This window comes from Candidatus Villigracilis saccharophilus (genome assembly GCF_016711665.1).
Genome location: NZ_JADJSO010000051.1, coordinates 1 through 26,700, shown reverse-complemented (window position 1 = coordinate 26,700; position 26,700 = coordinate 1). Strand labels below are relative to the sequence as shown.

Here is a 26,700-nt window from a genome sequence, read left to right as displayed (position 1 = left end):
AAATCCTGCAAGAAAACCAGAGCTTTCCGGACAAATCTGGAAGATTACAACAATTTCTTGAGATTTCCTTGAGAATCCTGTGCTACGATAAAATAAATACTCTATCTCTTCTTATACCCCCAGGAGTTTTCCATTGCCTCAGCGTATTCTGGTTGTCGATGACGATAAATCTATCGTGAAGGTGCTCAGTGCTTATCTTGAACAATCCGGCTACCAAGCCATCCCGGCTTATGATGGCGAGATGGCGCTGCACACCCTGCGCCGCGAGCGCCCTGATCTGGTTATTCTGGACCTGATGATGCCCAACCGCGACGGCTGGGAAGTGACCAACTTGGTGCGCGCCGATAAAACCCTGGCCGCCACGCCCATTATTATGTTGACCGCCCGCATCGAAGACACAGATAAGATCGTCGGATTGGAACTCGGTGCGGATGATTACATCCCCAAGCCGTTCAATCCGCGCGAAGTTGTGGCACGGGTGAAAGCGCTGTTACGCCGTGTGCGGCTGGATCAATCTCCAAATTCCGCACCGCATGTTTTGGTCAACGGCGGCTTGAAACTGGATCTGGATCAACGTACGCTGACAGTGGATTCTCAACTGGTGGAACTGACCCGCACCGAATTCAATTTGCTCGAAGCGTTTTTATCCAACCCTGGCTTTACGCTCACCCGCGATGACCTGCTGGAAAAATCAATGGGCTATGCCTACGAGGGGCTGGGGCGCGCACTCGATACGCACATTCGAAATTTGCGCCGCAAGATCGAACCTGATCCCGAAAACCCGAAATATATTCAAACCGTGTACGGCGTGGGCTACCGCCTGACTGGAGATAACTGATGAAGCGTTTGTGGGTCCGACTAAGTCTGATGATCAGTGGCGTGCTGTTCTTCATGTTCTTTATGCAATTTCTTACCATCACGCTGGAACGCACTGGTATGAAAGAGGATTTGGATGGTCCACCCGACGCGCCGCCCGCCGAGATTCAACAGCGGTTAATTGGGTTCATGGCGTTTTCAGTTGTGGTGGGATTGGGCGGCGGAATTATCATCGGACGCGTGGTCAGCGCTCCAATTACTGAACTGGTGAAAGCTGCGGACAAGATCGGTAAAGGCGATTTGAATACGCGAGTCTTTCCACATGGCAGTCAGGAAATGATCGACCTCGCGGATAGGTTCAACAAAATGGCACAGGAATTGGAACACGCCGAGACTCTAAAAAATAATCTGATGGCTGATGTGGCGCACGAGCTCCGCACTCCGCTGACGGTTTTAGAGGCTAACCTGCGTGCCGCGCTGGACAAAGTCTATTCGTTGGATGAAGCGGAGATTGCAAATTTATTTGGTCAAACTCGGCATCTCACGCGGCTGGTCAATGATCTGCGTGAACTGGCGCTTGCAGAATCAAAACAACTGCATCTGGAAAAATACCCAACGGATTTGAATGCCCTGCTGGCTGAAACAATTCAGGCGCTGGATCCGCTTGCGGCAGAAAAAAGTGTTCAGCTGATTTATCAACCTACTCTCCTGCCAGAATTATCCGTTGATCCCACGCGCATTCGTCAAGCGGTATTTAATTTGTTGTCGAACGCTTTACGGCACACGCCCTCGGGTGGAAAAATCTCAGTCGCTGGCAAGCAAGCCAAAAGCATGGTGGTTTTGTCCATCAAAGATTCAGGCGAAGGCTTGTTGCCAGATCAACTCGCGGCGGTCTTTGATCGCTTTTATCGCGCCGATAAATCCCGCAGTCGTGAGACAGGCGGAACAGGCTTAGGCTTGGCAATTGTCAAGGCAATTATTGAGTCGCATGGTGGACAGGTGAAAGCCTACAGCGAAGGAAAAGGAAAGGGCAGTGAGTTCACAATCATCCTGCCAAAATAATCATTCAAAAGGATAAATATGTATGATTGAAAAAATAAAATCCATCTCGAAAGTGGAGTGGCTGGCTGTCGCGTTAATTGTCATTGGCGTGGCAATCATGATTCCCAAGGCGATAGGCATGGTTGAGTTCTACAAGGAATCCCGTTATGCCGCCGAGCATGATTTTTCCGCTGGGAATCTTTCGCCCGACCTGATTCGCCCGTGGATGAGCATCCGCTACATTGCGGTGGCGTATGCCGTGCCGCAAATCTATCTGTATAATGCGGTAGGTATTAAGCCCCACCCGGAGACCAGTATGCTCTCGCTCAATCGGCTTAACCAGCAAATGGAACTGGGTCAGGTGGATGACCAACCCGCCTTGATGAAAACCGTACGCGAGGCAATTTTGGCTTATCGCGCCGACCCAGTTGTGACTGGGCTGCTTGAACAGGAAGCCCATGAGTGGATGACGGTTCTGTACATTTCCAACAGTACGGGCGTACCGGTGAAGACGATTTTTGCGGGGATCGGTCTTCCAGTGGAAGGCAATGCTCATAAACCTCTCGGCTTCTTGAGCGAAACCACAAATTATTCTGGTGGCACGAAAGCGCTGGTTGCCGCTGTCCAGAAAGTTCTTGACGCCCAGGGCGTGGAGCCGGCGCAGCCATGAGCATCGATATTTCCTCCCTCGTCCTAAATTGGATGGCGACCTACGGTTCGCCGATGGTGGCTGGTCTGCTTTATTTGGGCGGTCTCGGGTTACCCTTGCCTGGAACCCTGCTGGTGATCGCTTCGGGGGCATTCATTCGCCAAAGCATGTTGGATGCGGTTTCCACCCCAATTTTGGGTTATCTCGGAACCATCGCGGGCGACTCCTCTTTGTACGCGATTGGCTTCTTTGCCAGCGGCTGGATCGAACGTCGCTTCGGGCAGACCGCCGCCTGGAAGAATGCTCATGCGCTCTTTGAACGGCGCGGTGGGATTGCCATTTTTCTGACGCGTTGGTTATTAACTGCGGTCGCCTTTCCCATTACCCTGATCGCCGGCAGCAGCGGTTATCGCTTTCGGAAGTTTTTCACTTTTGTCCTGCTGGGCGAATTCACCTGGTTTGCAATCTACGGCGGGCTGGGATATGCCTTCGGCAGCCAGTGGGAGTTGATCAGCGACTTCATCTCGGACTTCAGCGGATTTGCGCTTGGCGCAGTGGTATTTGGGGGAGGGATTTATCTGCTGGTGAAATTTGGAAAAAAATCGAATATTGTGAACCAGAGCGAATAATTCCCATTGTACATCCACTTTGTGTTTGGTACACAGGGTAAAACGATCCATGTGCTTACGCACACAAATGTTGGCAAAGACAGACTCGACCATGCCCATCTCCCTCAAGAAGTGGACCTCCAACCTCCCTTACGTAAGTAGCCATGACAATAGACCAAAAATTATGATGAGCTAAACGCGGAATTTAATCGAGAAAATGTATAAGAAAATCATTTCTTTAGAATTCACTTACTTTTCGTATACTGCCAGCAATTTTGCTTTATCTGATCAAGCTACTAATCCACATCCGCTTCAGAGGGGATCGGCACTGCCTTTACAAATCCTTTTGCGCGAAACTTCTCTACATACTCGCGTACAGTCCAGTAATCCAGCCCAACCTGTTCGGCGATATCAAAGACCGTATGCTTTCCCTCAAATTTCATCATGATCTTTTCGATGGCACGATTGAGATCCCAGTTCTCGCGCCAATCCACCCATAAGCCATAACCGCTGAGGAAAACAGGTCCGCGGAAGGTGCGTGTTGGGATGTAATTGCTGGCATAGATGCGGACAATCTCCTCTGCGACATCGACAGCATTAAGAAGTAAATCTTCGTGAATGATATCGAGATTGTCATCGCTGGTGTGATATTCGGGATATGGGAAGCGGCTCAGAGATATACACGGGACGTTGACTCCGGGTCCGTTGATGATGCGCTCATCGTTGGGCGCCACCTGCGCGAATTCGCCTTCGCGAAATTCCTTGTTGTGTTTGGCAATGACATGGCGCGCGATACGGTCAAGCAGATGATTATCCTGCCGCGTGCGCTGTAAAGCCAATGTACTTTGATTGCCCGTTGTGTCGAGAAAAATTCCGCCGCGCAGATTTGGGATGATATTTTCGTTATTGGCAAGATACGCGACGGTGCCAATCGTTTCAGGTCCAAACCAGAAGCGGACACTCATGGAACCAGCGGGTAATGGCTTTTCTGCAAGCCGCCTTGCCAATTCGATCTCGCAGACCACTCCAGAACCATTGTCATTGGCCTGGGATGGATGGCAGGTATGGGATTGGATAATGAACTCGCCAGCCTCTGGATTGGTTCCGCCCTCAGGGTGAATCACACCGACTGCGATCTTCATGCCGTTCTCAGGGTCAATGGAAAATTCAGAACGAATGACCGCATGATATTTTTTATCACGGGGCAATTGGTCAAATAGTTTTTTTGAAAGACAAAATCCCCAACTGCGCTCGTAATATTTAAATTCCCAGGGAATCGCATTTGGACGTTTCTCGTTATAACGCAAATGCGGCGCGAGTTCATCCCATGTGAGAACTTTGTCTATTGGCAGGGAGTATGAAATGATATGCAAAGGATTATTCTTAAAATCCACAACGCGCTCGCCGTCTTCAGTTTCGAGATACGCTTCATGGACAATGTAGCGCTCTGGTACTTTCCATGTCCACACGGGCGAGAGCGGGGCATAATTCTCAGTAGTATAGTACGCTGACTCCGGCATGTAGGAACCGATGATGTCATACGTTCTGTCCATATCATCGGAGGCGAGAGTACGATTAAGATGTAGAAATTCAGCAAGAATGGATTTAAGGGAGGAATAGGGTTTCATGGCCGTCCATATTTCGATGTATTAAAAACAATCCGCAGATTATACAGACTATGCAGAGTTTTATCTGCGCAATCCGTAGAATCTGCGGATGGGATTTTTGTTTGGAAGATCAGCCGAACATTTTCTTCAGACGATTCCAGCCCTGGTTGATCTGGAAGGACTTCATCTTCCAGGTGCCGACGATCCCAAATGGAATGAACAGCACGAAGAGTACATACACCGCACCGCTGATAAAGCTGGCGCTCTCGCCAATGTAACGGCGCAGACCAAAGTCCAGCAGGCGATAGACCACCGCGCCAACCAATGCGCCGTTGAGTGTCCCCACGCCCCCGATGAGGATGATAAGCAGGGCGGTGACAGTGAATCCCATGCTGGCGATATTCGGGCTGACAATGGGTTGATAGAGCGTGTGCATGAAACCAGCCAAAGCCGCGGTCAATGACGACAGGGTAAGCGCGGCGAGCTTGAAATAGAAAGTGTTGTAACCCAACATACGGGCACGGCCTTCGTTCTCGCGGATGGCGACGCAGACACGTCCGGTTGGGGAATCGACAAATCGTTTGTAAAGCAGGTAAACCAGGATCAATATCGTCAGTGCAATGAAATAGAAGCGCAAACGTTCGTTAGCGGGACTGATGAACGCAGGCGCGATCACGCCTTGAAGACCGACATCCGCGCCTGTGTAGGGTCCCATTTCACTGGACATGACGACAATATGAAAGACCGAGCCCAAGCCGAGTGTGACCAAAGCAAAGGTGATCCCCTTGACGCGCGGCAGAACGAGCCCGAACAGAATGGCTTGCACGATGGCTGCGATAAAGACCAGTCCGAGTGTGGCAGGCAGGGATAGTCCCAAAGTCTTGAGAGATATCCCCGTCAGGTACGCGCCCACACCAAAGAACATGGAATGACCGAAAGATAACATGCCTGTGATACCGAAGATCAGATCAAAACTCAAGGCGTAAAGCGCGAGGATGAATATCTCGATCGCAAGTCCCTGGGCAAATTTCGAGTTACCGCTTTCATTCGCGAAGACCATCATTGGAGATTCACCGTCCATGATGCCAACGATAAAGGGCAACAAGACAAGCACGAGCAGCGTAAACAACGCCGAGCGGTTGGTGGAAAAGAATGCTGACAAGCGGGAGTTGATTTGTTGAGTCATGAATTATTCCTTTTTGCCGAGCAAGCCATTCGGGAGAATGAGCAAAATGATAACCATTAGCAAAACTGTGGAAGCGGGGACAAGCGGCGGCGTGGGTTTAAAAATAATATCCGTGAATGGAATGGCGATGCCGATCTGTCCATATTTGATGATGAACTGTTGAATAAGACCGACTAGTACCGAGCCAAGCGCGGCGCCTGGGTAATTGGTCAGGCCGCCAATGGCGAGTGCGATCAACGCATTTAGAAAGAGACTCTCCCCCATCACATTGGAAAGTCCCATCGAAGGCGCCGCGAGAATTCCGCCAAGAGCAGCAAGCCCGACCCCGAGGCCGAATACCATTGTAAAAACGCGGCGAACATTGATACCCAGGGCTTCCACCATCTCACGATCCTGCACACCTGCGCGGATGACCATGCCAAGGCGGGTACGCTGCAGCAGCATCCAGATCGAGATCAAGACAACCACGCCTACGATCGGGATGAATATCTCGTTGTACACGCGCACACGTCCATCCAGCAGCAAAATTGTGGAGCAATGATTCGCCCACCAATCCGCAAAATTTGTGGCAGGACAAACCCCGCCCGTGCCGCTGAAGAATTCAGGTTTCGGCATAACAAATTCGGGGCGCCCCCAAATCGCGCGGACAACTTCAATGCCGATGGCGCTCATGCCAAGAGTGAGCATGAGTTGATAGATCGGGCGGATATAGAGCGGGCGAATTAATATCGATTCGATCAACGCCCCCAGGCCTGCTCCGCTTAAGGCTGCGACCAGAACGGCGGCCACAAAAAGCCAGTTGGAGCTAAGCCCTGCCAATGCCACGGTTAGAGATTCGTTGAAGATAAATGTAAGCAGGGCCAAAAGCAGGAGAACAGAAAAACTTACAAAGTTTTTCCAATGTAATTTAATTTGTTGTTGAGAGTCGTTATTGAATAATGAAAGTCCAAGTGCGCCGAGGATACTGGCAAGCAATAGCCCGATCAACGCGAGCGGCGCGGAAATTTCTGTGAACACAGCGGCAGGCGCAGCGAGGGGCGTACCCTGATCTGCCATGAATGAGTATGTAACGGGGCTTTGCCCATAGGTTCCAATATCCCAGAATGAGATCGGATATTTCGGCAGGACAAAGCTGAAGAGGAGGATGGAGACGAGGATCAATGCCCAGGGGAGAATCCGCTTCATGCTTAAGCCGAGCCTGATTCGGGTGGCGAGAAGCGGGTACACATCTGCAAGAGCGAATCCGCTTAATATCAACGCGAGCGGAGTCAACAGATCCACAAATGTATCCGGGCGGACATACACAGTCCAGCCGATGTATGCGCCGATCATGAAAAGCGTGCCATGCGCGAGATTGAGCACGTCGAGCAGACCGAAGATCAGGGAGAAGCCTGAAGCAACGAGGAAGGTGACCGAGCCAACGGAGAGGCCGCGCAAGAGGGTAATAACAAAATCTTTCTTTTCCATGCCCTGCGCGGCGGTGATGAATAGAACTGCGAAGACGGCAAAGGTTATAAGGGGCACAGTATTTTTGCGGAGGAATGAGTTCATGTTACGCGGCTCCCAAATAACGGTGAATTGCAGCCTTGTCATTTGCAAGGTCCTTCATGCTGCCTTCTTTCACGGAACGTCCTTCTTCGATGATGACATAATATTCGGCAAGCTGGCTCGCGACAAGGAAATTCTGTTCAACAAGTATGATGGTGGAATCTTTGGAAAGTAATTGAATGGCCTTCATCATGTGTTCGATGATGACAGGCGCAAGACCTTCGCTGGGTTCATCAATGAGCAGAAGATGATTATCGGCAACCAGCGCACGCGCAATGGCGAGCATTTGCTGCTGCCCGCCTGAAAGACTCGTGCCTGGCAATGTGATCAGGCGTTTGAGATCGGGAAAGAGGTCAAAGATAAAATCGCGCTTGCGGAGATAATCCCCTTTGCCGCGCTCGGCGATCTTGAGATTTTCCTCCACGGTCAGGTCACGGAAGATGGCGCGGTGTTCAGGGACGAAGCCGATCCCTTTCGCGGCAATGTCAAAGGAGCGCACGCCCTGCACTTCCTTCCCTTCATATATCACCTTGCCTTCACGCGGCGGCGTTAATCCGAGGATGGACTTAAGCGTGGTTGTCTTGCCTGCGCCATTGCGCCCGAGCAGCGCAACGATCGAGCCTTTTGGCACACGCAGGTTCACGCCCTGCAGAATGTGATATTGACCGATGAAGGTGTGGATGTTTTGTACGTCGAGGATGTATTCCATGAGACCTCAATTAGTGGATAGTGGGCAGTGGGAAGTGGGTAGATTACTGTCCACTATCCACTTCCCACTACTCACTGTTTTACACATTCAATTCATACAATCCGCCCAGATAAGCGGTTTGGACTTCTTTATTCGCGGCGATCTCGGCAGGCGTGCCTTCTGCCAGAACCATGCCCTGGTGCATGACCGTGATCGAATCTGAAACGCTCATGACGACGTTCATATTGTGCTCGACGAGCATGACAGTTTTATTGCCATCTTTCTGAATCCCCTGGATCAACTCAATCAATTCAGGAACCTGTTCCGAGGCCATACCTGCGGTGGGTTCATCCAGTAAGAGGACTTCAGGATCGGGCGCGAGGATCATGCCAAGTTCCAGTTTACGCTGATCACCATGCGGAAGCGTGCGCGCAAACGTTTGAGCGCGTTCCTTTAAACCTACTCTTTCGATGACATTCCATGTGCGCTCTTCATATTTCTTGAATTGCGAAGAAGCCTGCCAGAACTTGAAGTTGTCACTCCCAAGAGCTTGTGAGGCGAGGCGAATATTTTCAAAGACCGTCAGGTTGGGAAAGATATTGGTGATCTGGAAGGAACGTCCGATGCCGAAATGGATCGTGCGATGGACAGGCTGGTGGGTGATATCCTGTCCCTTGTAGATGACTTTTCCGCTGGTGGGTTCGAGGTTGCCGCTGAGCAAATTAAAAAAAGTTGTCTTGCCCGCGCCATTCGGGCCAATGATGGCGTGTAATGAGTTCTTGCGGACCTTGATGCTGACATTGTCCACAGCGACGAGACCGCTGAATTGTTTGCGGAGGTTTTGGGTTTCAAGAATGATTTCGGTGGTCATGGCACCTTCCAAAATTGTGGCCGTTGACGGGACGTGGACCGTTGTTAATTCACGGTCTACGTCCCTAAAGGTTTTTGAAGCCTTTAACCAGGCACTCATTGTATTACGGAATTACTGTCCGCTCAGAGTGCCGTAGGGCAGAGTGCCGCAGCGATCCTTGAGAGCTTCGGGGAGAAGACAAGGAGGTTCGGGGCGGGTGGTGTCTACATATTCGTAGAAGTTGGCATCCGGATCGGTCACATTGACCAATTTCAAGATGTACATGTCCTGGATGGCAACATGATCTTCAGGGCGGATGTAGATGGTGCCCTTGGGTCCTTCAAAGGTCATGCCTTCCATAACACCCTTGAGCGCATCACCATTGACGTCGCCAGCGGTGGCTTTGATGGCTTCGACGAGCAGGATGGCCGCATTCATGCCGTCCGCATCGAACAGGTCGGGGTTGACGCCATAGCGCGGTTTGGTGTTTTCAACGAGGAAATCGTTAATTGGATTCTTGGGGGCGGAATAGTGATACAAAATACCACTGGTGCTGCCGACCGCGTTTCCGTACCAGACGGGCATGAGGGTGTTGTCAATGAAGGTCGCGCCGAGAGCCATTGTTTCGGTCACGCCCTGGTCTTTCGCAGACTGCATCAGCGGGACGAAACCGCCGCCAGCCCAACTGACGATATAGGACTCAGCGCCTGAATTGGCGATCTGTTCCATGTAGGTGGTGAAGTCGGCAGTATCCAACGGAGCGAAGATATCATCAGCAACGAAGGTGGCGCCGTCGAGAGTGCAGGCGTCGCGGAAAGCGGCAGCGGAGCCGCGGCCAAAGGCGTAGTCAGGGGCGATCTGAACGAAGGTCTTGTAAGTCTTGGTCAGGTATGCACATTCGTTGATCGCATCCTGATAATTGTTGCGGCTGACGCGGAAGGTGTATTCGTTGAAGTTGACGCCGGTGATGTCATTGGCGGCAGCGGGAGCCACGATCAACGGGATCTTGCTTTCGAGGGCGATGCCCTGCAAAGTGGCGGTCGCGCCGGAAGAAACGGTACCGATCAAAACATTGACCTTCTGAACGTCGATCAATTCGCGGGCGACGGTGGCGGTATTCTCAGGGTTGCTGCCGTCATCGCGGACGTAGACAATGATCTCGCAGTCATCGATCTTGAAGGTGTTTTCCTGAACTGCGGTGATATCAAATTTTTCACCAGCGGAACCAGCGGCGCCGGTGGCGTATTCCATGCCTAGCATGAAAGAGCGCAGGATATGAGCGCCATAAATGGCAAGCGCACCGGTGGCATCGCTAATGAGTCCAACTTTGATCGGCTCGGCGCAGGTCAGACCGGTGACGGGAGCTTCGGTTGCAACAGGTGCTTCAGTCGCGACAACAGGAGCCTCGGTTACAACAACGGGGGCTTCGGTGGGTGCAGCAGTGGCAGGGGGGCGCAGGCGGCCAAGAGTAAGGACATGGCGACGATCGCAAAAGCTAATGTACGAAAAACTTTCATTTTTTTCTCCTCAATATGTGTGTTAGATAACTTTCAAAAAAACAACGAACGGGTAAGTAGAACACCTCCTCCTATTTTGCGAATTCAACAATAGCGCGCGAGGCGGCTTCCGCGATTTCGATCGGGAAGAAATGCCCAGCGTCGGGGAATATCAAAACTTTGCTCCCTGAGATCTTCTCCGCCAAAAGCGAAGCGTTTTCAGGTGGGACAACTTTGTCATGTGCGCCGAACAGGATCAGGGTCGGGACGTTGAGGCGCGGAAGTTTATTTTCAAAAGCGGCGGCTTCAGGCATCAATCCAAATCCAATAGCCATCTGTGCCTGATAAGGCGCAGGGTCAATTGGATTTGCAACACGCCACTTGACCCACTCTTCGATCATCTCTGGATTCTTTTCCGACCAATCTGGAGCAGTGCTGACGGCCAATCCATTTTTGAAGCGAGTGAGCGCATCGCTGGTCACATCGGTGAGGACTTTCATCGCCTCAGGCGTGACCGGTACATGGTGCGGCCCACCGAAGTTGGTCGAACACAAAATCAGTTTCGCCACCTTCTGCGGAAAATCGAGCGCCATTGCCTGGGCGATAAACCCGCCCATCGAATGACCTGCGATGATTGCTTTCTCAATTCCAAGTGCATCGAGCAAACCTGCGGTATCCGCCGCAAGCATCTGAGCGGTGTATGGGCCTGCGGGTTTGTCGCTTTGACCAACGCCGCGATTATCGAAAGTGATGACTTGAAAATGCTCCGCCAAAAACGGAACCATCTTGTGCCATTGCCAAAGTGGATAGCCAAGACCCGAGATCAACACGAGCGGTTGTCCCGCGCCGTGGATTTCGTAGTAGAGTTCGATGTTGTTCGTAGTAATTTTTGGCATATAAAATCCTTTTAGTGGATAGTGTGTAGTGGGAAGTGTGCAGTGGCAGAAAAACTACCCACTATCCACTACTCACCACCCACTGTTTCTTCAACTCCGCCTTGATCACCTTCCCATACGGTGAATACGGCAGGGCATCTACAAACTCAATGCGCTTCGGGAGCTTGTACTTCGCCAAACGTCCCGCACAGAATTTCAACAGTTCATCTGCGCTGACAGTTTGGTTTGGCTTGCAAGCCACGATCATCAAACCGACTTCGCCCCATTTCTCATCAGGCTCGCCGATCAATGCAGCATCGGCAACGGCGGGATGTTCGCGGAAGAGCGCTTCCACTTCGGCAGCGTACACATTCTCGCCGCCGCTGATGATCATGTCTTTGAAACGGCCTGCGATGTAGAAATAACCTTCTTCATCCATGCGCGCCATGTCGCCTGTGTGGAACCAGCCATCGCGCAATGATTGCGTGGTCGCATCTGTGTTATTCCAATAGCCCGCGCAAACGTGATCACCTTTGATGATCAATTCGCCAGTTTCGCCGACGGGCACATCGTTGCAATCCGCATCCACCAAACGCATATCGCTATGGAAGATGGGTTTGCCCACCGAGCCAAGTTTTCGCAGTGCATCTTCATCGGTCATCGAGAAGCAATTCACGCCAACTTCAGTGAGGCCGTAGCCCTGGCGCATCACAACGCCCTTCTTCTCGCTCCACGCTTGTATCAATGAAGGCGGGCACGGTGCGCCGCCGCTGATGAAAAAGCGCACGTGGCTGAAATCTGCGTTTTCGAATTGCGGTGAATTCATCCACACTTGGAAAAGAGTCGGCACGCCGAGAATGACCGTGCATTTTTCTTCGACGATCAATTTCAAAGAAGCATCGGGGTCGAAGGTGCGTCCAAGCAAAAGTTTGCCGCCGACATGAAAGAGCGGCGCAAGAAAAACGAACAACCCGCCCGAGTGGAACATAGGCGTGAGGATCGGGGAAATATCTTTTTCGTTCAGGCCCCACGACACAACGGTGTTGATGGAATTCCAAATCACCTGTCTGTGCGGGAGGACTGCGCCTTTGGGACGTCCCGTTGTGCCTGATGTGTACAGGATGCAAACGGCATCATCACCTGAGATGACGGGCCGCTTCGGTTCTTCCGCCGAGGCTTGGTCGGCCAATTTTTCATATGCTTCCCCTGAAACATTTGCACCTTCCAGCGAAATGAGCTGCTCCACTTTGATGGAGTCTTTCATCTCGTCATACACCGAAACGAATTCAGGGCCGACGATCAACACCTTGGGCTGGCAGTCGTTGACGATGTAGGTCAACTCACGCGAGGTCAGCCGCCAATTGAGCGGAGCAAGGATCGCGCCGAGTTTTGCCAAACCAAACAACAAGTCCACATAGGCGACGCTGTTGTGCGCCAGAATGGACACGCGGTCACCTTTTTCCACGCCGTATTTCTCGCGCAGGAAATTCGCAGCACGGTTGGCGCGTTGATTTAAGTCCGCATAGGTATAGTGGACTCCGCTTGCGAGTTCGATCATTGCCTCGCGGTTCGGAGTCAGAAGTGCTCGTTTGGTCAGAATGTCGGCAGAATTCATGATGAGGGTGTCAGGTTCCAGGTATCAGGTTTCAGGTGAAAGATGTGGAGAAAAAATCACGTGTCGAGTGTCAACAACCTGACACCTGACACGTGATACTTGACACGTGATTTACGTTCCTACAACGATTCCGCCATCTACGCGGAGGACTTCGCCAGTGATAAAGGAGGCGTCATCCGAAGCGAGGAAGAGATAGGCGTTGGCAATGTCACGCGGTTCGCCCAAACGTCCGAGCGGAGTGTGAGACTTCATGCCGTCCAAAACCTTCTCGGGCATGGCGGTGACCATTTCAGTGGCGGTGAAGCCAGGGGCTACGGCATTGACTCGGATATTGAACTTGCCGAGTTCGCGCGCCCAAACTTTGGTCATGCCGATCACGCCGAATTTTGTTGCGACGTAGTTGGTCTGTCCGAAATTGCCATCGAGACCGACAACAGAGGAAGCATTGAGAATTACGCCGCCGCCTTGCTTTGCCATTACGGGAGCAACTGCTTGAGCGCAATTGAACACGCCCTTCAAGTTGACAGAGATGACGAGGTCGAAATCAGGTTCGGACATTTGCCCGACGAGATTGCCTTCCTTCACCTTGACCAACTGTCCATCACGCAGAACGCCTGCATTGCTGACGATGACGTCAATGCGGCCGTATTTTGCAACGACATCATCGACCCATTTTTGAACATCTTCGCGGCTGGTCACATTGACTTTGTAGAACGCGGCATCTTTGCCGAGTAACTTAAGAGTTTCCTGCCCAACGGCTTCGTTGACATCACAAATCACAACCTTGGCGCCTTCTTCGGCGAAACGCAAAGCTGTTGCCTTGCCAATTCCCGCCGCCCCGCCTGTTACGAGTACAACCTTATCTTTCATGCGCATGAGTATTCTCCTTGAAGAAAAGTGAAGGCGGACAGTTCGAGTCCGATGCAGGCAACGATGAGCACCGTCCGCCATTCACGTGTTGTCTTTTTATCATTTCACAGTTACCTGCGGGTTACACAGGTTTCCTTGCGGGGCCTCCTCGCAAGACGCTTGAAGGCTAAATAGGTCTTCTTTGTTTCGCCTTCGCCGAATTCAACGAAATCGACATTCAAAGGTGTGCCAATTTTTATCTCGGCGGGTTTGGATGCGTCCAGACCTGTGATGCGGGCGCTGATGCTTGTGCCTTCTTCGAGTTCGACAATGCCAGAGACGTAGGGATTCTTGCGGTCAAAGCCTTGTTCGGACATGAAGGTTGGCCCCGTGTAGATGACCGTGAAGCCAGCGAGTTTTCCCTTGCCGCTGGTCTCGACCCATTCCATCTCTTCGCTGTGGCAGTTCGGGCAGATCGCGCGCGGAGGTGCGTAGGTTTTGCTGCATTTCGTGCAGCGGGTCCCCCATCAATTTATGTTCGGCAATGTATTGATTAAACGCCGCCGCTGAAAACGGACGGATCGTGGTGGTTTCTTCGCTCATGATTAATTTCTCCGCTCATAGACGTGGACGGCACAGGTGGAACCTGTCGCGCCGACGTTGTGAGTCAACGCCAGGTTGACATCGCCTGCCACTTGTCGTTCGCCTGCCTGACCTCGCATCTGCTTGAACACTTCGACAGCCTGTGCCACGCCTGAAGCGCCGACGGGATGTCCTTTTGCTTTCAATCCGCCTGAGGTGTTGATGGGCTTCGCGCCGTTGCGGGCGGTCACGCCGTCTTCGGCGGCTTTGAAGCCTTCGCCTGGGGCAAAGAAACCGAGGTCTTCGCTGGCGATGACTTCCGCGATGGTGAAGCAATCATGCACTTCGGCAATGCGGATGTCTTTTGCGGTTACGCCTGCCATTTCATATGCTTTTGTCGCAGCGGTCTTTGCGGCGGGGATGGCGGTCAATTCGGGGCGGTCGTGCAGGGCAGAGCCAGAAGCCTGTCCCGAACCGATGATGTGAATGGGGTGGTCTGTGAATTCGTGCATGCGTTCTTCGGCGACGAGCAATACTGCGGCGGCGCCGTCTGTTACGGGGGAGCAGTCAAACAGGCGAAGCGGCCACGCAACTGTCGGGTTGCCTGATTCGTCGTGGAGGAAATCCCAAATGGTGGACCATGTTGGGGCGGGCTTGCCCTTCTTGATCGCAGCCGCGACGCGTCCTTCCATCCACTTTTGAATGGTGACGCCAAATTGGGCATACGGATTCAGGGAAGCATTGTCGTGATTCTTGATCGCGACGTTCATGAGATGTTCGGGCTTCATTCCGTAGCGGTGCATGTACGCGGAAGCCATGGCTGCATAAAAGCCAGGGAAGGTGAAGCCAGCGGGAATTTCAAACGGGACATCCGCCGCGGTGGCGAGTGCGTCGGTGACGCCTGCGGTGTTGAGCCCAGTCATTCGTTCCGCGCCGCCGACGAGCACGACATCGTACATGCCTGAGGCAATTGCCATCACGCCCTGACGAATCGCAAGTCCGCCTGAGGCGCAAGCGCCTTCCACGCGTGTGGCGGGGATGGGCGTCAGACCAACAGCGTCCGCAAGAAGCGGGGCGGTGTGCGCCTGATGTTCGAACTGGTCACTGGAGAAATTCCCGACATAAAGCGATTCAATGACTGACGGGTCAAGACCTTTGTCTATCGACTTCGTCATTTCCTTGAATGCTTCGACAAAAAGATCGCGGCTGTTCTTTTCTGCAAACGCCCCGAACTTGGACATACCTGCGCCGACAATTGCAACTCCGCGCGACAGGGGTTTTGATTTAGGCATAAAGCCTCCTCATAGTGGATGGTGAATAGTGGGTAGTGGTCAGTGGGATTTTCCATCCACTTCACACTACCCACTACACACTATTTATTTCAATGCTTTCCCAAACGCCGCCATGAACTCTTCTGGTTTTTCAACGTAGGGAGTGTGGCCTGTATCTGTGATGACAACTTCTTCGAACGAGCCGCCCTGCGCTGCATACTTTTCGAGCAGGCTGCGGGTCTGTCCCACCATTGGCTGGGGAGGATAGATCTCCTCACCAGGCCAGCCGGGGACGTAGCCCAACTTGCCGAGGGTTCCGAAATCAAAGAAGGAATTGTCAGAAACGATCATGTCTGAGTCGCCGCGAACCCAAAGGATGGCTGGCTTGGTCGCTGCGCCGACGAAATTCTTTACACTGTCACCAACGTACTTGGGAGAAAGCGCATTGATCGGGCCAAATTTTCCGGGCGCAACATTGGGCCAATTGCCCGAGGGGACAAAGTCACCTGGGTATTTCTGTTCGCCGACTTTTTCGGTCATCAACGAGGTGAGCAGATCTTCTTCACGGGCAGGGACGAAAGGCGGCTTCCAGTAGAAACCGTTCATCACCACGCGCGGGGAAGCCTGCGGATTATCCGTGCTGCGGTCGCCAGCGGCCATCAATTTGGGAAAATCGGGGTTGACCACGCCGCCGCCTGAACCTGCAAAGTCATCGTAGCAGGGTGTGCCGTCGAGACCTTTTGAGCCGCCGAAGCCGTAGATCGAGCCGGGGTTGACGACGGTTCCGCTCAGTACGCGTCCATTCAAAGAGCCGACGAGTCCGAACACAATTGTCCCGCCCATCGAGTGACCGACGACATGAGTCTTTTCGACCTTGAGCGCATCGAGCAATGCGGCGAGATCATCGATCCAATCACCCATGCCGCGAGTGGCGTCGATCAACTTATCTTCTGTGTCGCCATATCCGCGCAGGTCAGGCGCAATGCCGCGGAAGCCAGCGGGCAGCTTGAGCATGATCTCCTCCCAATACGAAGCGGAAGAGGCATTGCCGTGAATAAATAAAACAGGAGTGCCGTTCTCGGGGCCACTAAAGAGGACGTGCTGTTTCAAGCGGGGGGTATCAACAACCTTGGATGTGATACCGGGTAAAGTTGGAACTGTTGACATGTTTATCTCCTTTGGATAAAAGTTGGTGGTGGGCAGTGGGAAGTGGATAGTAAGAGCGGGCTTCTACCCACTACTCACTGTTCACTATCCACTGTTCGCGCAACTCGCGCTTGAGTATTTTCCCTGCTGCCGAAATGGGCAGGGCTTCCATGAAACTCACTGACTTGGGGACTTTATATTTTGCCAATCGCTCTGTCATAAATTTCAATAATTCTTCCTCCGTCGTGCTTTGATTTGGTTTCAACACAACACAAGCCTTGCCGACCTCGCCCCACTTCGCATCGGGCAAGCCGATCACGGCGCACATGTGAACGGCTGGGTGCTGGTATAACGCCTTTTCAATCTCGGCGGGGTACACATTCTCACCGCCGCTAATGAACATATCCTTCTTGCGGTCGACGATGTAAAAATAACCTTCGTCATCATATTGCGCGACATCGCCCGTGTGAAAATATCCGCGCTCATCGACGGCGGCTTTTGTCGCTTCTGGATTATTGAAATAGCCTGAACTGTACGACTGACCTTTGAGGACTAATTCACCCGCCTCATTCGGACCGAGGAACTGATTCTGTTCATCGACGATTTGTGCGTCGACGAAAAAGTTTGGTCGGCCAATGGAGCCAGCCTTGCGGATGGCGTCTTCGGGCGCGAGTGCAAAAATGCCAGGCCCGAACTCGGTCATGCCGAAGCCTTGTTTGAAGCGGATATTTTTCTCAGCGGTATATTTCTCCACCAGCGGAACAGGCAATGGCGCGCCGCCCGAGGTGCAAAAACGCAACGCGGACAGATTCACAGAGTCCCAGTTTGGCGCGGTGGTCAGCATTTGGTACATGGTCGGCACCGCCGCAAAGATGGTGACCTTCTCGCGTTCAAGCAGATTCAAGACTTGCGCAGGGTCAAAGGCGCGGATGAGAATCGTCGTCCCGCCGAAGATGACTTGCGGCAGGGTGTAGACGAAAAGTCCGCCCGTGTGGAACATCGGGAAGACATTGAGATAGACATCGTTATGCGTCACATCGTGGATGACGGTGTTGAGTGTGTTCCACGCGATCATGCGGTGAGACACTTCCGCGGCTTTGGGCAGACCTGTGGTTCCGCCAGTGAATATCAAGGCGGCGGTATCCTCTGCTTCGAGACTGGGACAGGTAACGGCGGAGTCGGGGGCGGATTGGAGCGTCGATTCGAAGGGCAGGCTTCCGTCGATTCCATTTCCATCTAAATGAATAGTGGGTAGTGGATAGTGGGCAGTGAGTTGCGAGACGCCTTCTTTGAAGTCATCGGAGAAAATCAGGATTTTAGGATTGGTGTAATTGAAGATTTCAAGCAGTTCCCGCCAATGCGAACGCCAGTTGAGCGCGGTGTGGATGGCGCCGAGTTTGGAACAGGCAAAGAAGAGATCGAGATGTTCGTATCCATCACGAGCGAGGATGGCGACACGGTCACCTTTTTCGACACCTTGCGATTTCAGCCAGTTGGCCAGTTTATTGGCACGGCGATTCGCATCACGAAAAGTGAGTCGCCATTCAGGAGATTTGCCTGCATCGATGAATGCAAGTTTGTCGGGAGAATACAGTTCGCGCCGTGCAAGATAGTCACCGATGTACATAAGAACTCCTTGTTGAATGAAAGATGAAAGACAGAAGGTGAATTGATCTTTCTTCTTTCCTCAAATTACTTCGCCGTCCACTTCCAAACCGATGACGCCATCGTGATTCCGCCGCCACTGGCACAGAAGAGGATCACATCACCTGGCTTGGGACCTTTGCCTTGCGCGATCGCATCGTCCAATGCCATGATGACACACGGAGAACCTGTGTAGCCCCACTTGTCCATCACCCAGTGAGTCTTTTCGATGGGCTGCTTGAGCAGGTCCATCATCACTTCAATGGTGCGGACGTTGAGCTGGGTGAAGTAATACTGGTCAACATCATCGAAGGTCAACCCCGCTTTGTCGAGCGCGCCCTGCATAAGCTTGGGCCAGTATTCGGTGTTGAAGGTCTTGGGGAATTTCTTGACGAACTCCACTTTCGGGCCGCCGAATTGCGCCATGTTCTCAGGCGTGCATGGACGATACGTGCCGCCCGTGTAAATTCCCAGCGCATCGTGGAAGGAACCAACTGCCAGCAAGTTCGAAGCGAGGAAACCCTGTTCTTCGCCAACGCCCAAAATGACTGCGCCAGCGCCATCCGCGAAGAGATTGGCGGTCTTCTTATCCTTGTAATCAATGAAGCGACTCATGCCGTATCCGCCAGCCACGAGGATGTATTTCATTTGCGGCTCGGTCATCAGGTATTTCGCGCCCTGGTCGAGTGCCGTCACCCAGCCCGCACAGGCGGAGTTGATGTCGTAACAGCCAGCTTTATCTGCGCCGAGTTTATGCTGCACGACAATGGAGGTGCTGGGCGAAAGGTAATCGGGTGTATCGGTCGAAACGATGATGAGATCGAGGTCGGCGGCGGTGATGCCAGCACGTTCGAGCGCTTTCTTCGAGGCTTCGACGATCAGGTCAGAGGTCACCTGCTCGGGAGCCATCCAGCGGCGTTCTTTGATACCGACATTGGCCAAAAGCCATTCGCCTGTGGATTCGCCCATCATGGCGTCCACTTCGGCGTTGGTCACTACTCGTTCTGGAACATAACTTCCCGTGCTGAGGATCTGTACGTTGCGCATGATACCTTCCGTTGTTGGAGTTTGTAATTAGAGATTTATGATTGGGGTTTGAGGGGAGGATGGAGGCTGTAATTCATCCAGTGGAACAAAGCGGTGCATGAATTCCATCGCCTCACGCCATTCATTGAAGTTGATCTCTTCCGCATTTTGAATGTGGCGGATCGTGCCGTGATATGCGGGTTTTTCAGCCGAGGTTTCTTCCATCACAAAGCGGATGATGAAAGATGAGATCAGGGGTGGGAGTATAGCGTCCATCTGGCATAGAATATCAGAGGGCGGTAACAGGAGGGTTACAAACAGTGGGAAGTGAATAGTGGGTAGTGGGCGGTTCGGGGTTAGAAAATTCCTGGAAGGAGAAAATTAGTTTACGAGCGGATCAGTTTTTTATAGAGTTCCTGCGTTTCCTGCGAAGGTGAAACATCAAGCTCATCCTTCAGGGTTTGCAGGCAGCGCTGATACGTCCGCGCCAATTGACCGCGATCACCCAGGTAATTATAGGCGGTCATCAGGTGGCGGTAGGCGCGTTCCCAGCAATTGTCTTTTGCGAGCACACGCTGGCACAGGTCAATGGCGTCGGTGTATTTCTCGCCTTGGATATAGTGATCACAAAGCTTATCCGCGGCTTCAAGAAACAACGCGGAAAGTTTTCACGTTCCTCTGCCGCCCAGGTTTCATACAATGAATCAGGCAAATATTCGCCTCGAAATAAATTCATCGCCTTTTCCAAATGCGCCGCAGAATTGGCTTTGACTCCCTCGCGGGCAGCGCGCGCAAATTGTTCAGAATCAAGCCAGAGGTCGGCGTTGAGGCGCAGAGTGTAGGTGGTTCCGTCGCGCACAATGAAGGCCGAGTCGCTGCCTGAGTCACGCTCAGGTTCGAGCACCTGATAGAGCGTGTTCAAGGTGATCTTAAAATTGCGCTGCGCGGTGGCGATGTCGGCTTCGGGCCAGAGGGATTCGCAGATCTGATCACGGTCAAGCGGGGAATGGCGATACGAAATGAGCAGTTGAAACAGTTGACGGGATTTCTCACGCCGCCAGCCATTGGGAGGAATGACCTCGCTTCCTTTCTTAACCTGAAAGTTGCCCAGTGTTTCGACAGAGAGTCTGAACCCAGGGTGACTCTGCACCCGCGCCAGGCCAAGCGACTCCAACAAACGGGCAGCATATGTTCCCTCCCAGTTTTGGTCGCGGGCGGTCACAAGCAGCGGCGTGAAGATGCGTTCATCCGGCGCACCCAGCAAGGATGGGCTGGTGAAGAAGAAACCATAATCACCCACAAGACAGGCAGAAAGGACTTCAGGCAGCACTCGTTCGAGGCGTTCAGCTTGTTTTTGTTTATGCCAGCCATAACACAACCACAGGCGCGCCGCTGTGCGCCCGAACGGGTCACTGCATTCCTGAAAACCAAGCACGGCGCGGTTAAGCCATTCTTCGGCGGCTTCGAAACGTGAGGCAAGCATGAGACTTGCGCCCATCGTCAGGCGCGTGAGGGACGCGATCCACTCGTCGCCGGCCTGACTTGCGATCTCGATCGCCTGCTGCGCATGGATTTGGGCGAGGGTCAGGTCGCCTTGATAACCACAGGCTCGGCATAAACCCCAATTGGCTTCCACCAGCAGACGGGCTACATTTAATGTACGGCTGATCTCGATGGTCTTTTCAAATTGCGCCCGGGCGAGGATGTAATCGGCGTTGCTGGTCAGCATGAGAGCATGTCCCTGGCGCATATAACCCACAGCCGAGACGAATGGCGATTTGAGTTCACCACCACGGCGGGTGCCTTCAAGCGCAGATTGATATGCAAGGTCGCCCAGTCCTTGAAATGAATAGATCAAGGAAAGGATCAAATGAGTTTCGCGGTGTGCGCGCGGAGTTTGCACAGGCTGCTGTTTTTCGGCCAGCGCTCTTTCCTCCAATCCGCGGCGGGCTTCGCTGAGGCGTCCTGTGCGCAGCCAGACGCGAAAGAGCAGTTGATCGTTGGAAGGACTTTCCAGGCGCAAATCTTCAGCGCGCTGACGAAGGCGCTCGGCTTCATCAACATGACCTGAATTAAGTTTGTTTTCAGCAAGCAATTCAAACAAGCGGACCTGCGCCTCGCGATCTTCAAAGCCGTCACTTAATCGGATGGCTTCTTCGAGCAATTTCTCCGCTTCAGATGGATTGACTGTATCGAGATAGACACGCGCCTGCCCGCGCAGGGCACGTGCCACGCCATCCTGCTGCCCGCGGGCGCGCCAGATGGTCTCGGCCTGACGGTACCACCCCTGCGCTTCATCAAATCGGGAATGCAGGCGGGCCAACTCTCCGAGCGTAAAAATAAGCATGGGGTGTTGATGCAGGCTGAGGGGCGGCAAAGATGCGATGTATGTCGTAAGCGTATCAAGCCGTCCACTGGACAGCAGCGTCGCGGAGTAGGTATCCAGTAAATCCGCCATGTCATTCCAGGCTTGAGCTTCAAGCAGGTGGTAAATGGCAGATTCAGGATCCTTTTGTTTAATGAAGTAATTTGCGGCGGCGCGATTCCATTGCAGGCGCTGATCGGGTGTGGATTGCTGGCGCAAAAAATTATGAAAGATGTGGTGGTAGCGCAGTGTGCCTTCGGCGGTTTCAACGACAAAGAGATCCTGCCTGCGCAAATAGGCGAGCATGGAAACTGAATCGTTTGACGGATTCCCCGCCGCTCTGCGGAGTTCGTCGCAGGCCTCGGGGGAGAGGTCGCGCAAAATGGAGGTGGTCAGTAAAAAGTCGCGGATGTCTGTCGGGTGACGCGAGAAGACTTCACGCGCCAGCACATCGAACAGCGATTCAAGTGAACCTGCCTGCCAGCGCAGAGGAAATTCCAGCGCGGATGAAGCCTGACTACGGACACTCTGCCAGATGAGCTGCAAGGCAATTGCCCAACCTTCGGTGTACGTTAACAGTGATTCGACTTCTTCGTGAGTGAGTTCAAGTTTGTAATGGCTTGTAAAGAGAGCTGCGATTTCCGGAACAGTAAAAGTCAACGCTGCCTGATCGAGAAATAAAACTTCACCTTGCGAGCGCCAGCGTGCCAGGTTGGGCAGGCTGATGGTGGGGCGCCCGGAGAGCAGGATATGCAGGGAAGCGGGCGCAAGTCCGATCAAGCGGTCAAGAATATGCGCCACCTCGCCATTCTCAATAACGATATGCGCATCATCCAGAACAAAGAGGATGGGCTGTGTGATATGCTCACTTAATGCGTTCAGGAATTGGTCGAGGATGCCGCGCCAGGGAAGGATGCCTTGTGTGCCGTCCCAGGCTTCGAGATAGGGAATGGGCAGGTCGGGGGTATCAGGCAGGGCCTCACGGGTGGCGTGGAATAAATGCAGAAGGAACACCAGCGGGTCGCTGTCCTCCTCGTGGACTTGATACCAGATCAATGGGTGGATCTCTGAGGCTAGTTCAGCCAGGGCGGTACTTTTGCCATAGCCTGCACCTGCCTGCAAAATGGTGAGGCGATAGTCCAACGACTCGCGCAAGAACGCCATCACCCGCGGGCGGGACAAGGTCCGCGCGTTGCGGGGCGGGGGGATGATCTTGGTGCGGAGAACGTGGGGGGAAATTCGATGCATGGGGTGAAGTCCAAGCAGATTCTACCGCAAGTAAACGAACCCCACAGCTAAAGCAGGGGGCTTTGTCCCTGAACACGAAGGTTCGAGACCATTGGCAGGTTTACTTCTGCCCTGACTGCGATATTCACAGCCGCTACTCTGTCCGCATTGCCAGAGAAGTTGCAAGCGCTACAAAGGAAAACAGATTGAGACTTACGATTGGCTTTATCAACACAACCACATTCGGGGCAGGTGCGCGAGGTGTTTCTTGGATCAACGAAGATCACAGGAACCCCCACGCGCTCGGCTTTGTAAACGATGTACTGCCTCAGTTGGTAGAACGACCAATTCGCATGTCTCGCTCTCTGCTTGCGTCCTTTTACGGGAGCCTCACGGATACCGCCCAATTCTTCAAGGGCGATCGCTCGATGAGTGTCATACGCAATCTGTACGAGAATTTTGCTGATTCTATGGTTGGTTGTTTTTTGAAAACGGGATTGAACGCCGGATATTTTCTTGAGTTTTCGTCTGGCGGATTTGGTCTGTTTCTTTTGCAAATTGCTTCTGCGATGTCCAAACTTTCGGCGGTTATCTTCGATCGCCGCGCCGCTGAACCCGCCACCGTCCGAAGTTGCGGCGATCTGGACAAGACCCAGATCAACCCCCAACACCCCTTCCACGTCAATTGGCTTGGGTGTCTCCACCTCGCAGACAACCATCAGGTAAAACTTACCTTTGACCAGACACAAGTCGCTTTCCCCATGCTGGCCTTTGAGCAATTCAAGCTGGCGTTTTCCGCAGGCAAAGGACAGCTTTTGTCTGCCCTCTACTGTCCAGATGCTCAACTCCATCCTGTCCAGTTTGTAGGTCAGGATGCGGTCATCAAAAGCAATCGCGCCATGCGGCTTGAACGTACGTTTGACTTTTCTATCCAGCTTATAAGCATCTGCAACTTTCGAGATGCAACGAACAACCACCTGTGCGGTCAAGCCAAACATTTCCTTGACAGCGTAATACGTAAGTTTGTGGATTGGAAATTGTTTGAATGTCTGACTATCCCACGCCTGTTCGCTGATGTAATTGCAGGCGGCGTTTGCAACCTCAAGAGTTTTACGAAGGGCTTGCGCTTGTTCAGGCGTAGGCAGGAGTTTTATTTGAGCGATCAATTTCATGGCGTGATTATACCGCATCTTCAATCTATTGAAAATGCTCTAGCGAAAGCACATCGCCAGCGGCTATCCCTCTCCACTGCTAAAGCAGGGAGTTTCTTGCCGAGGTCTCGATGATTTTTTACATTGGGCAGGAAAGAGAAGGGAAAATATATCCGATCGTTCCCCCGCTGGCAATTATGACGATTTGCTTAGATCCCGTACTGTGCCGCCTGCAATCGCCAGAATACACGCAAGCCAATAAGGTCTTTGGTCATGGAATGATGCCCGCGCAAGCCACCCCGTTTTTAGGCGAGCTGATCGTCTCTGTTTTCCAGGCTTCCCTATCCAGGAAAATACGGCATGTGATCTCACCCGTCACACTTGGGTTTGATGCTGTCAAAAACACGGTCGTGCCGCTCTTTATCTTCACAGTCTGCGACCATGGAACTGAAACATTTGTCGGTTCGGTCATATTCACTTTCCCTGCCCGCAGGGTGATGGATGCGAATCCACCGGAGGCTTCCACCTCAAAACGAACCATGCTGGTGGTTCTGACCGTCTTCAACGAGCTTAAATAATCCAACCCCACAAAAGCCATGATCAGGACAACGGATAATACGGCTAATTGAAGAACAGCTTTTGAACGATCTGATAGATTTTTTAACATGGGGTTCCTTTGCTTGTTGATTCATTATATATCGCGCAAAGCAGGATTAACTGAAACATACAAATCTGTATATTAGCGCTTCGGCGTTAATATACCCCCGCATTTTCGCGATGGACTCAATCGGCAAGGAACCGATCTGATTTTGCGACAGCCACATACCGCCCTCCATTCTCCATCATCCACTCTCTGATAAAATCGCCCCAGTATGGCAAACAAATCCCCCGTCACGGATCGAACCAACAAAGCGGAAATAGGTATCGAATGAATGAAAAGCTGGATCATATCGATTCATTAAGAGGGATCGCCATTCTAATGGTCATGCTGGTGCATACTGCCCAGTCTGTACCAGAACTGCCGCGCTGGGCGCTGACGATCACAAAAAATACGGTCAACTTGGCGTGCAGTTGTTCTTTGTGGTTTCCGCCATCACCTTATGCCTCTCCGCGGACCGCAAGAGCGGCGAAAGTCAGGGAACAAAAAAATATTTCATCCGCCGTTTTTTCAGGATCGCTCCGCTGTATTATTTCGGGATCATCTGGTACTTTTTATTCCGCTCAGCGCAAACTTCCCTGAAAGCAGGGACCCTTCAAGCCGCGGACAGTTACACCCTGGCCAATATGCTGGCTAATTTCTCGTTCACGCACGGGTTCTATCCTCCCGCCCATAACTACATTGTCCCCGGCGGGTGGTCCATTGGGACCGAGATGGCCTTTTATCTGTGTTTCCCCCTGCTCTTTCTGATGTTCAAGAAGATGAATCAAAATGGTGTGTTTCGATTCCTGCTGTTATTTTCAACGACAATAGCTTGTTATTATATTTTTGAGAATTGGGCAGTGACATGGATGGACAGCCCGGTGGAGAAGAATAATTTCATCTACTACAACCTGCTTAATCAACTGCCTGTATTCACACTCGGCATGCTGGCATATTTTCTCACCCGCAATTACGGGGCGGCAAAGATACCGGCTGTGATCAACCTGCTTTTTCTCGGCCTGTTCACCTGGCTGACCATTTTCCTATGGCACACTGACTCGTTCCCACAAAAAACATTCATGTTCGTTCCATTCACGGCCGGGCTGGCGTTCGTGTTTCTGTACAACCTTTTCGCGCAGATCAGAATGCTGAATTTTTCGATCCTGCGGCGGATCGGACAGGTCTCCTATTCCATGTACATTCTGCACTTCATGTTTGCCTGGTATGGCGCGGAGTATCTGAATAAATGGTTTGGCGGGTATGGAAGACCGCTCATCGAATTGGGAATGTATTACCTGTTGACGATCGTGTTTTCGTTCGCTCTTGCCATGCTTTCAGAAAAATTCCTGGAAAAGCCCGGTATCAACGCGGGCAGAAGGCTGATCCAAAAAATGGACAAGCCCCAATCCTGAACTTAAGCCTTTTCCTCGTACGATGAACTTTTCATCACGCCAATGAAAAATCGTCTCATTAGATAAAGAAGCAATATCTTTCGAGTTGAATCTTCCTTAAAAACTCTCATAAAAACCGTTGTGTAATCGTGTCGTTGACGTAGGGCTTGCGTCAAGCGGATATGGCGGGCTGGTGATAAAGTTAGCTTCGTAAGTGATTTCTCTTCTCCTCCTCCGTAGCAATTGAAAGAGCCAGTGTTGGCGCACTGGCTCTTTCAATTTAAGGGGACGAAGTCCGCATCAGAAACTGCTGCTTGCTTTGGATCTATCGGGTTTGCAAATAGGTTGGGTACGATTAAAATGGATCTTGAAATTATCCTCTCCGAAGGAAATAAAAATGAAAATTGAATTCTTTACGACCGACGATGG

The 26,700-nt window shown here is 52.2% G+C and carries 24 protein-coding genes; 5 read left to right on the top strand and 19 right to left on the bottom strand.

Features of this window, described 5'->3' with window-relative positions; genetic code table 11:
* The first annotated feature begins 133 nt into the window (after positions 1–133).
* Genes IPL17_RS16155 through IPL17_RS16140 form a run of 4 tightly spaced genes read left to right on the top strand, consistent with a single transcriptional unit; the run spans position 134 to position 3,135 of the window.
* Complete coding sequence (locus IPL17_RS16155) at positions 134–838, top strand: response regulator transcription factor (protein WP_345308110.1); 705 nt, start codon at positions 134–136, stop codon at positions 836–838.
* A complete protein-coding gene (locus tag IPL17_RS16150; protein ID WP_345308109.1) occupies positions 838–1,878 on the top strand; it encodes an ATP-binding protein in 1,041 nt (346 codons plus the stop codon). The genes IPL17_RS16155 and IPL17_RS16150 overlap by 1 nt, the downstream gene beginning before the upstream one ends.
* Positions 1,879–1,900: 22 nt before the next feature.
* Complete coding sequence (locus tag IPL17_RS16145; RefSeq protein WP_345308108.1) at positions 1,901–2,527, top strand: hypothetical protein; 627 nt, start codon at positions 1,901–1,903, stop codon at positions 2,525–2,527.
* Positions 2,524–3,135, top strand: a complete 612-nt coding sequence (locus IPL17_RS16140; RefSeq protein ID WP_345308107.1) for a VTT domain-containing protein — start codon at positions 2,524–2,526, stop codon at positions 3,133–3,135. Before IPL17_RS16145 ends, IPL17_RS16140 begins: the two co-directional genes overlap by 4 nt.
* Positions 3,136–3,410: 275 nt before the next feature.
* Here the strand turns inward: IPL17_RS16140 and IPL17_RS16135 are convergent, their stop codons facing one another.
* The 19 genes from IPL17_RS16135 to IPL17_RS16045 form a co-directional block, all read right to left on the bottom strand.
* Positions 3,411–4,742, bottom strand: a complete 1,332-nt coding sequence (locus IPL17_RS16135) for a DUF4910 domain-containing protein (protein WP_345308106.1) — start codon at positions 4,740–4,742, stop codon at positions 3,411–3,413.
* Between the two features lie 109 nt (positions 4,743–4,851).
* Complete coding sequence (locus IPL17_RS16130; RefSeq protein WP_345308105.1) at positions 4,852–5,907, bottom strand: branched-chain amino acid ABC transporter permease; 1,056 nt, start codon at positions 5,905–5,907, stop codon at positions 4,852–4,854.
* Between the two features lie 3 nt (positions 5,908–5,910).
* Positions 5,911–7,458, bottom strand: coding sequence for a hypothetical protein (locus tag IPL17_RS16125; RefSeq protein WP_345308104.1), 1,548 nt, complete (start codon positions 7,456–7,458; stop codon positions 5,911–5,913).
* Position 7,459: 1 nt separating this feature from the next.
* Positions 7,460–8,164 carry an ABC transporter ATP-binding protein gene (locus IPL17_RS16120; RefSeq protein ID WP_345308103.1) on the bottom strand — a complete coding sequence of 235 codons (705 nt, stop codon included), beginning with the start codon at positions 8,162–8,164 and terminating at the stop codon, positions 7,460–7,462.
* A 79-nt stretch (positions 8,165–8,243) separates the two neighbouring features.
* Positions 8,244–9,014 (bottom strand): ABC transporter ATP-binding protein, encoded by a 771-nt coding sequence (locus tag IPL17_RS16115; protein ID WP_345308102.1) that lies wholly within the window; start codon positions 9,012–9,014, stop codon positions 8,244–8,246.
* Between the two features lie 111 nt (positions 9,015–9,125).
* On the bottom strand, positions 9,126–10,325 hold the full coding sequence (locus tag IPL17_RS16110; protein WP_345308124.1) for a substrate-binding domain-containing protein: 1,200 nt from the start codon (positions 10,323–10,325) through the stop codon (positions 9,126–9,128).
* Positions 10,326–10,581: 256 nt separating this feature from the next.
* Positions 10,582–11,385: an alpha/beta fold hydrolase gene (locus IPL17_RS16105; RefSeq protein ID WP_345308101.1), complete on the bottom strand. Its 804-nt coding sequence runs from the start codon at positions 11,383–11,385 to the stop codon at positions 10,582–10,584.
* A 61-nt stretch (positions 11,386–11,446) separates the two neighbouring features.
* A complete protein-coding gene (locus tag IPL17_RS16100) occupies positions 11,447–12,979 on the bottom strand; it encodes a long-chain fatty acid--CoA ligase (protein ID WP_345308100.1) in 1,533 nt (510 codons plus the stop codon).
* 111 nt (positions 12,980–13,090) lie between these two features.
* A complete protein-coding gene (locus IPL17_RS16095) occupies positions 13,091–13,855 on the bottom strand; it encodes a beta-ketoacyl-ACP reductase (protein ID WP_345308099.1) in 765 nt (254 codons plus the stop codon).
* Positions 13,856–13,959: 104 nt separating this feature from the next.
* Positions 13,960–14,277, bottom strand: coding sequence for an OB-fold domain-containing protein (locus IPL17_RS16090; RefSeq protein WP_345308098.1), 318 nt, complete (start codon positions 14,275–14,277; stop codon positions 13,960–13,962).
* Positions 14,278–14,433: 156 nt separating this feature from the next.
* Positions 14,434–15,702 carry a beta-ketoacyl synthase N-terminal-like domain-containing protein gene (locus IPL17_RS16085; protein ID WP_345308097.1) on the bottom strand — a complete coding sequence of 423 codons (1,269 nt, stop codon included), beginning with the start codon at positions 15,700–15,702 and terminating at the stop codon, positions 14,434–14,436.
* An 84-nt stretch (positions 15,703–15,786) separates the two neighbouring features.
* Positions 15,787–16,848, bottom strand: coding sequence for an alpha/beta hydrolase (locus tag IPL17_RS16080; protein WP_345308096.1), 1,062 nt, complete (start codon positions 16,846–16,848; stop codon positions 15,787–15,789).
* 70 nt (positions 16,849–16,918) lie between these two features.
* Positions 16,919–18,454, bottom strand: a complete 1,536-nt coding sequence (locus IPL17_RS16075; protein ID WP_345308095.1) for a long-chain fatty acid--CoA ligase — start codon at positions 18,452–18,454, stop codon at positions 16,919–16,921.
* 65 nt (positions 18,455–18,519) lie between these two features.
* The gene (locus tag IPL17_RS16070) at positions 18,520–19,518 is read right to left on the bottom strand and encodes a ketoacyl-ACP synthase III (protein WP_345308094.1); all 999 of its coding nucleotides are present in this window, start codon (positions 19,516–19,518) and stop codon (positions 18,520–18,522) included.
* 27 nt (positions 19,519–19,545) lie between these two features.
* Positions 19,546–19,773 (bottom strand): hypothetical protein, encoded by a 228-nt coding sequence (locus IPL17_RS16065; RefSeq protein WP_345308093.1) that lies wholly within the window; start codon positions 19,771–19,773, stop codon positions 19,546–19,548.
* A 110-nt stretch (positions 19,774–19,883) separates the two neighbouring features.
* Positions 19,884–20,114, bottom strand: coding sequence for a bacterial transcriptional activator domain-containing protein (locus IPL17_RS16060; protein ID WP_345308123.1), 231 nt, complete (start codon positions 20,112–20,114; stop codon positions 19,884–19,886).
* Entirely contained in the window at positions 20,024–23,110 is a 3,087-nt protein-coding gene (locus IPL17_RS16055) for a tetratricopeptide repeat protein (protein ID WP_345308092.1), read from the bottom strand. Before IPL17_RS16055 ends, IPL17_RS16060 begins: the two co-directional genes overlap by 91 nt.
* A gap of 47 nt (positions 23,111–23,157) precedes the next feature.
* Entirely contained in the window at positions 23,158–24,261 is a 1,104-nt protein-coding gene (locus IPL17_RS16050) for a transposase (protein WP_345308091.1), read from the bottom strand.
* A 250-nt stretch (positions 24,262–24,511) separates the two neighbouring features.
* Entirely contained in the window at positions 24,512–24,907 is a 396-nt protein-coding gene (locus IPL17_RS16045; RefSeq protein ID WP_345308090.1) for a hypothetical protein, read from the bottom strand.
* A gap of 398 nt (positions 24,908–25,305) precedes the next feature.
* On the opposite strand from IPL17_RS16045, the gene IPL17_RS16040 reads away from it, so the two are divergent.
* On the top strand, positions 25,306–26,292 hold the full coding sequence (locus IPL17_RS16040) for an acyltransferase (protein ID WP_345308089.1): 987 nt from the start codon (positions 25,306–25,308) through the stop codon (positions 26,290–26,292).
* Positions 26,293–26,700: the final 408 nt, after the last annotated feature.

Excerpts from the sequence above, each read along its gene's own strand:
- IPL17_RS16120 (WP_345308103.1), bottom strand. The coding sequence starts at position 8,164 with ATGGAATACATCCTCGACGTACAAAACATCCACACCTTCATCGGTCAA.
- IPL17_RS16065 (WP_345308093.1), bottom strand. The coding sequence starts at position 19,773 with ATGGACGCTATACTCCCACCCCTGATCTCATCTTTCATCATCCGCTTT.
- IPL17_RS16055 (WP_345308092.1), bottom strand. The coding sequence starts at position 23,110 with ATGCATCGAATTTCCCCCCACGTTCTCCGCACCAAGATCATCCCCCCG.
- IPL17_RS16085 (WP_345308097.1), bottom strand. The coding sequence starts at position 15,702 with ATGCCTAAATCAAAACCCCTGTCGCGCGGAGTTGCAATTGTCGGCGCA.
- IPL17_RS16050 (WP_345308091.1), bottom strand. The coding sequence starts at position 24,261 with ATGAAATTGATCGCTCAAATAAAACTCCTGCCTACGCCTGAACAAGCG.
- IPL17_RS16080 (WP_345308096.1), bottom strand. The coding sequence starts at position 16,848 with ATGTCAACAGTTCCAACTTTACCCGGTATCACATCCAAGGTTGTTGAT.
- IPL17_RS16145 (WP_345308108.1), top strand. The coding sequence starts at position 1,901 with ATGATTGAAAAAATAAAATCCATCTCGAAAGTGGAGTGGCTGGCTGTC.
- IPL17_RS16070 (WP_345308094.1), bottom strand. The coding sequence starts at position 19,518 with ATGCGCAACGTACAGATCCTCAGCACGGGAAGTTATGTTCCAGAACGA.
- IPL17_RS16090 (WP_345308098.1), bottom strand. The coding sequence starts at position 14,277 with ATGGAATGGGTCGAGACCAGCGGCAAGGGAAAACTCGCTGGCTTCACG.
- IPL17_RS16100 (WP_345308100.1), bottom strand. The coding sequence starts at position 12,979 with ATGAATTCTGCCGACATTCTGACCAAACGAGCACTTCTGACTCCGAAC.
- IPL17_RS16095 (WP_345308099.1), bottom strand. The coding sequence starts at position 13,855 with ATGCGCATGAAAGATAAGGTTGTACTCGTAACAGGCGGGGCGGCGGGA.
- IPL17_RS16140 (WP_345308107.1), top strand. The coding sequence starts at position 2,524 with ATGAGCATCGATATTTCCTCCCTCGTCCTAAATTGGATGGCGACCTAC.
- IPL17_RS16105 (WP_345308101.1), bottom strand. The coding sequence starts at position 11,385 with ATGCCAAAAATTACTACGAACAACATCGAACTCTACTACGAAATCCAC.
- IPL17_RS16125 (WP_345308104.1), bottom strand. The coding sequence starts at position 7,458 with ATGAACTCATTCCTCCGCAAAAATACTGTGCCCCTTATAACCTTTGCC.
- IPL17_RS16135 (WP_345308106.1), bottom strand. The coding sequence starts at position 4,742 with ATGAAACCCTATTCCTCCCTTAAATCCATTCTTGCTGAATTTCTACAT.
- IPL17_RS16130 (WP_345308105.1), bottom strand. The coding sequence starts at position 5,907 with ATGACTCAACAAATCAACTCCCGCTTGTCAGCATTCTTTTCCACCAAC.
- IPL17_RS16075 (WP_345308095.1), bottom strand. The coding sequence starts at position 18,454 with ATGTACATCGGTGACTATCTTGCACGGCGCGAACTGTATTCTCCCGAC.
- IPL17_RS16150 (WP_345308109.1), top strand. The coding sequence starts at position 838 with ATGAAGCGTTTGTGGGTCCGACTAAGTCTGATGATCAGTGGCGTGCTG.
- IPL17_RS16045 (WP_345308090.1), bottom strand. The coding sequence starts at position 24,907 with ATGTTAAAAAATCTATCAGATCGTTCAAAAGCTGTTCTTCAATTAGCC.
- IPL17_RS16115 (WP_345308102.1), bottom strand. The coding sequence starts at position 9,014 with ATGACCACCGAAATCATTCTTGAAACCCAAAACCTCCGCAAACAATTC.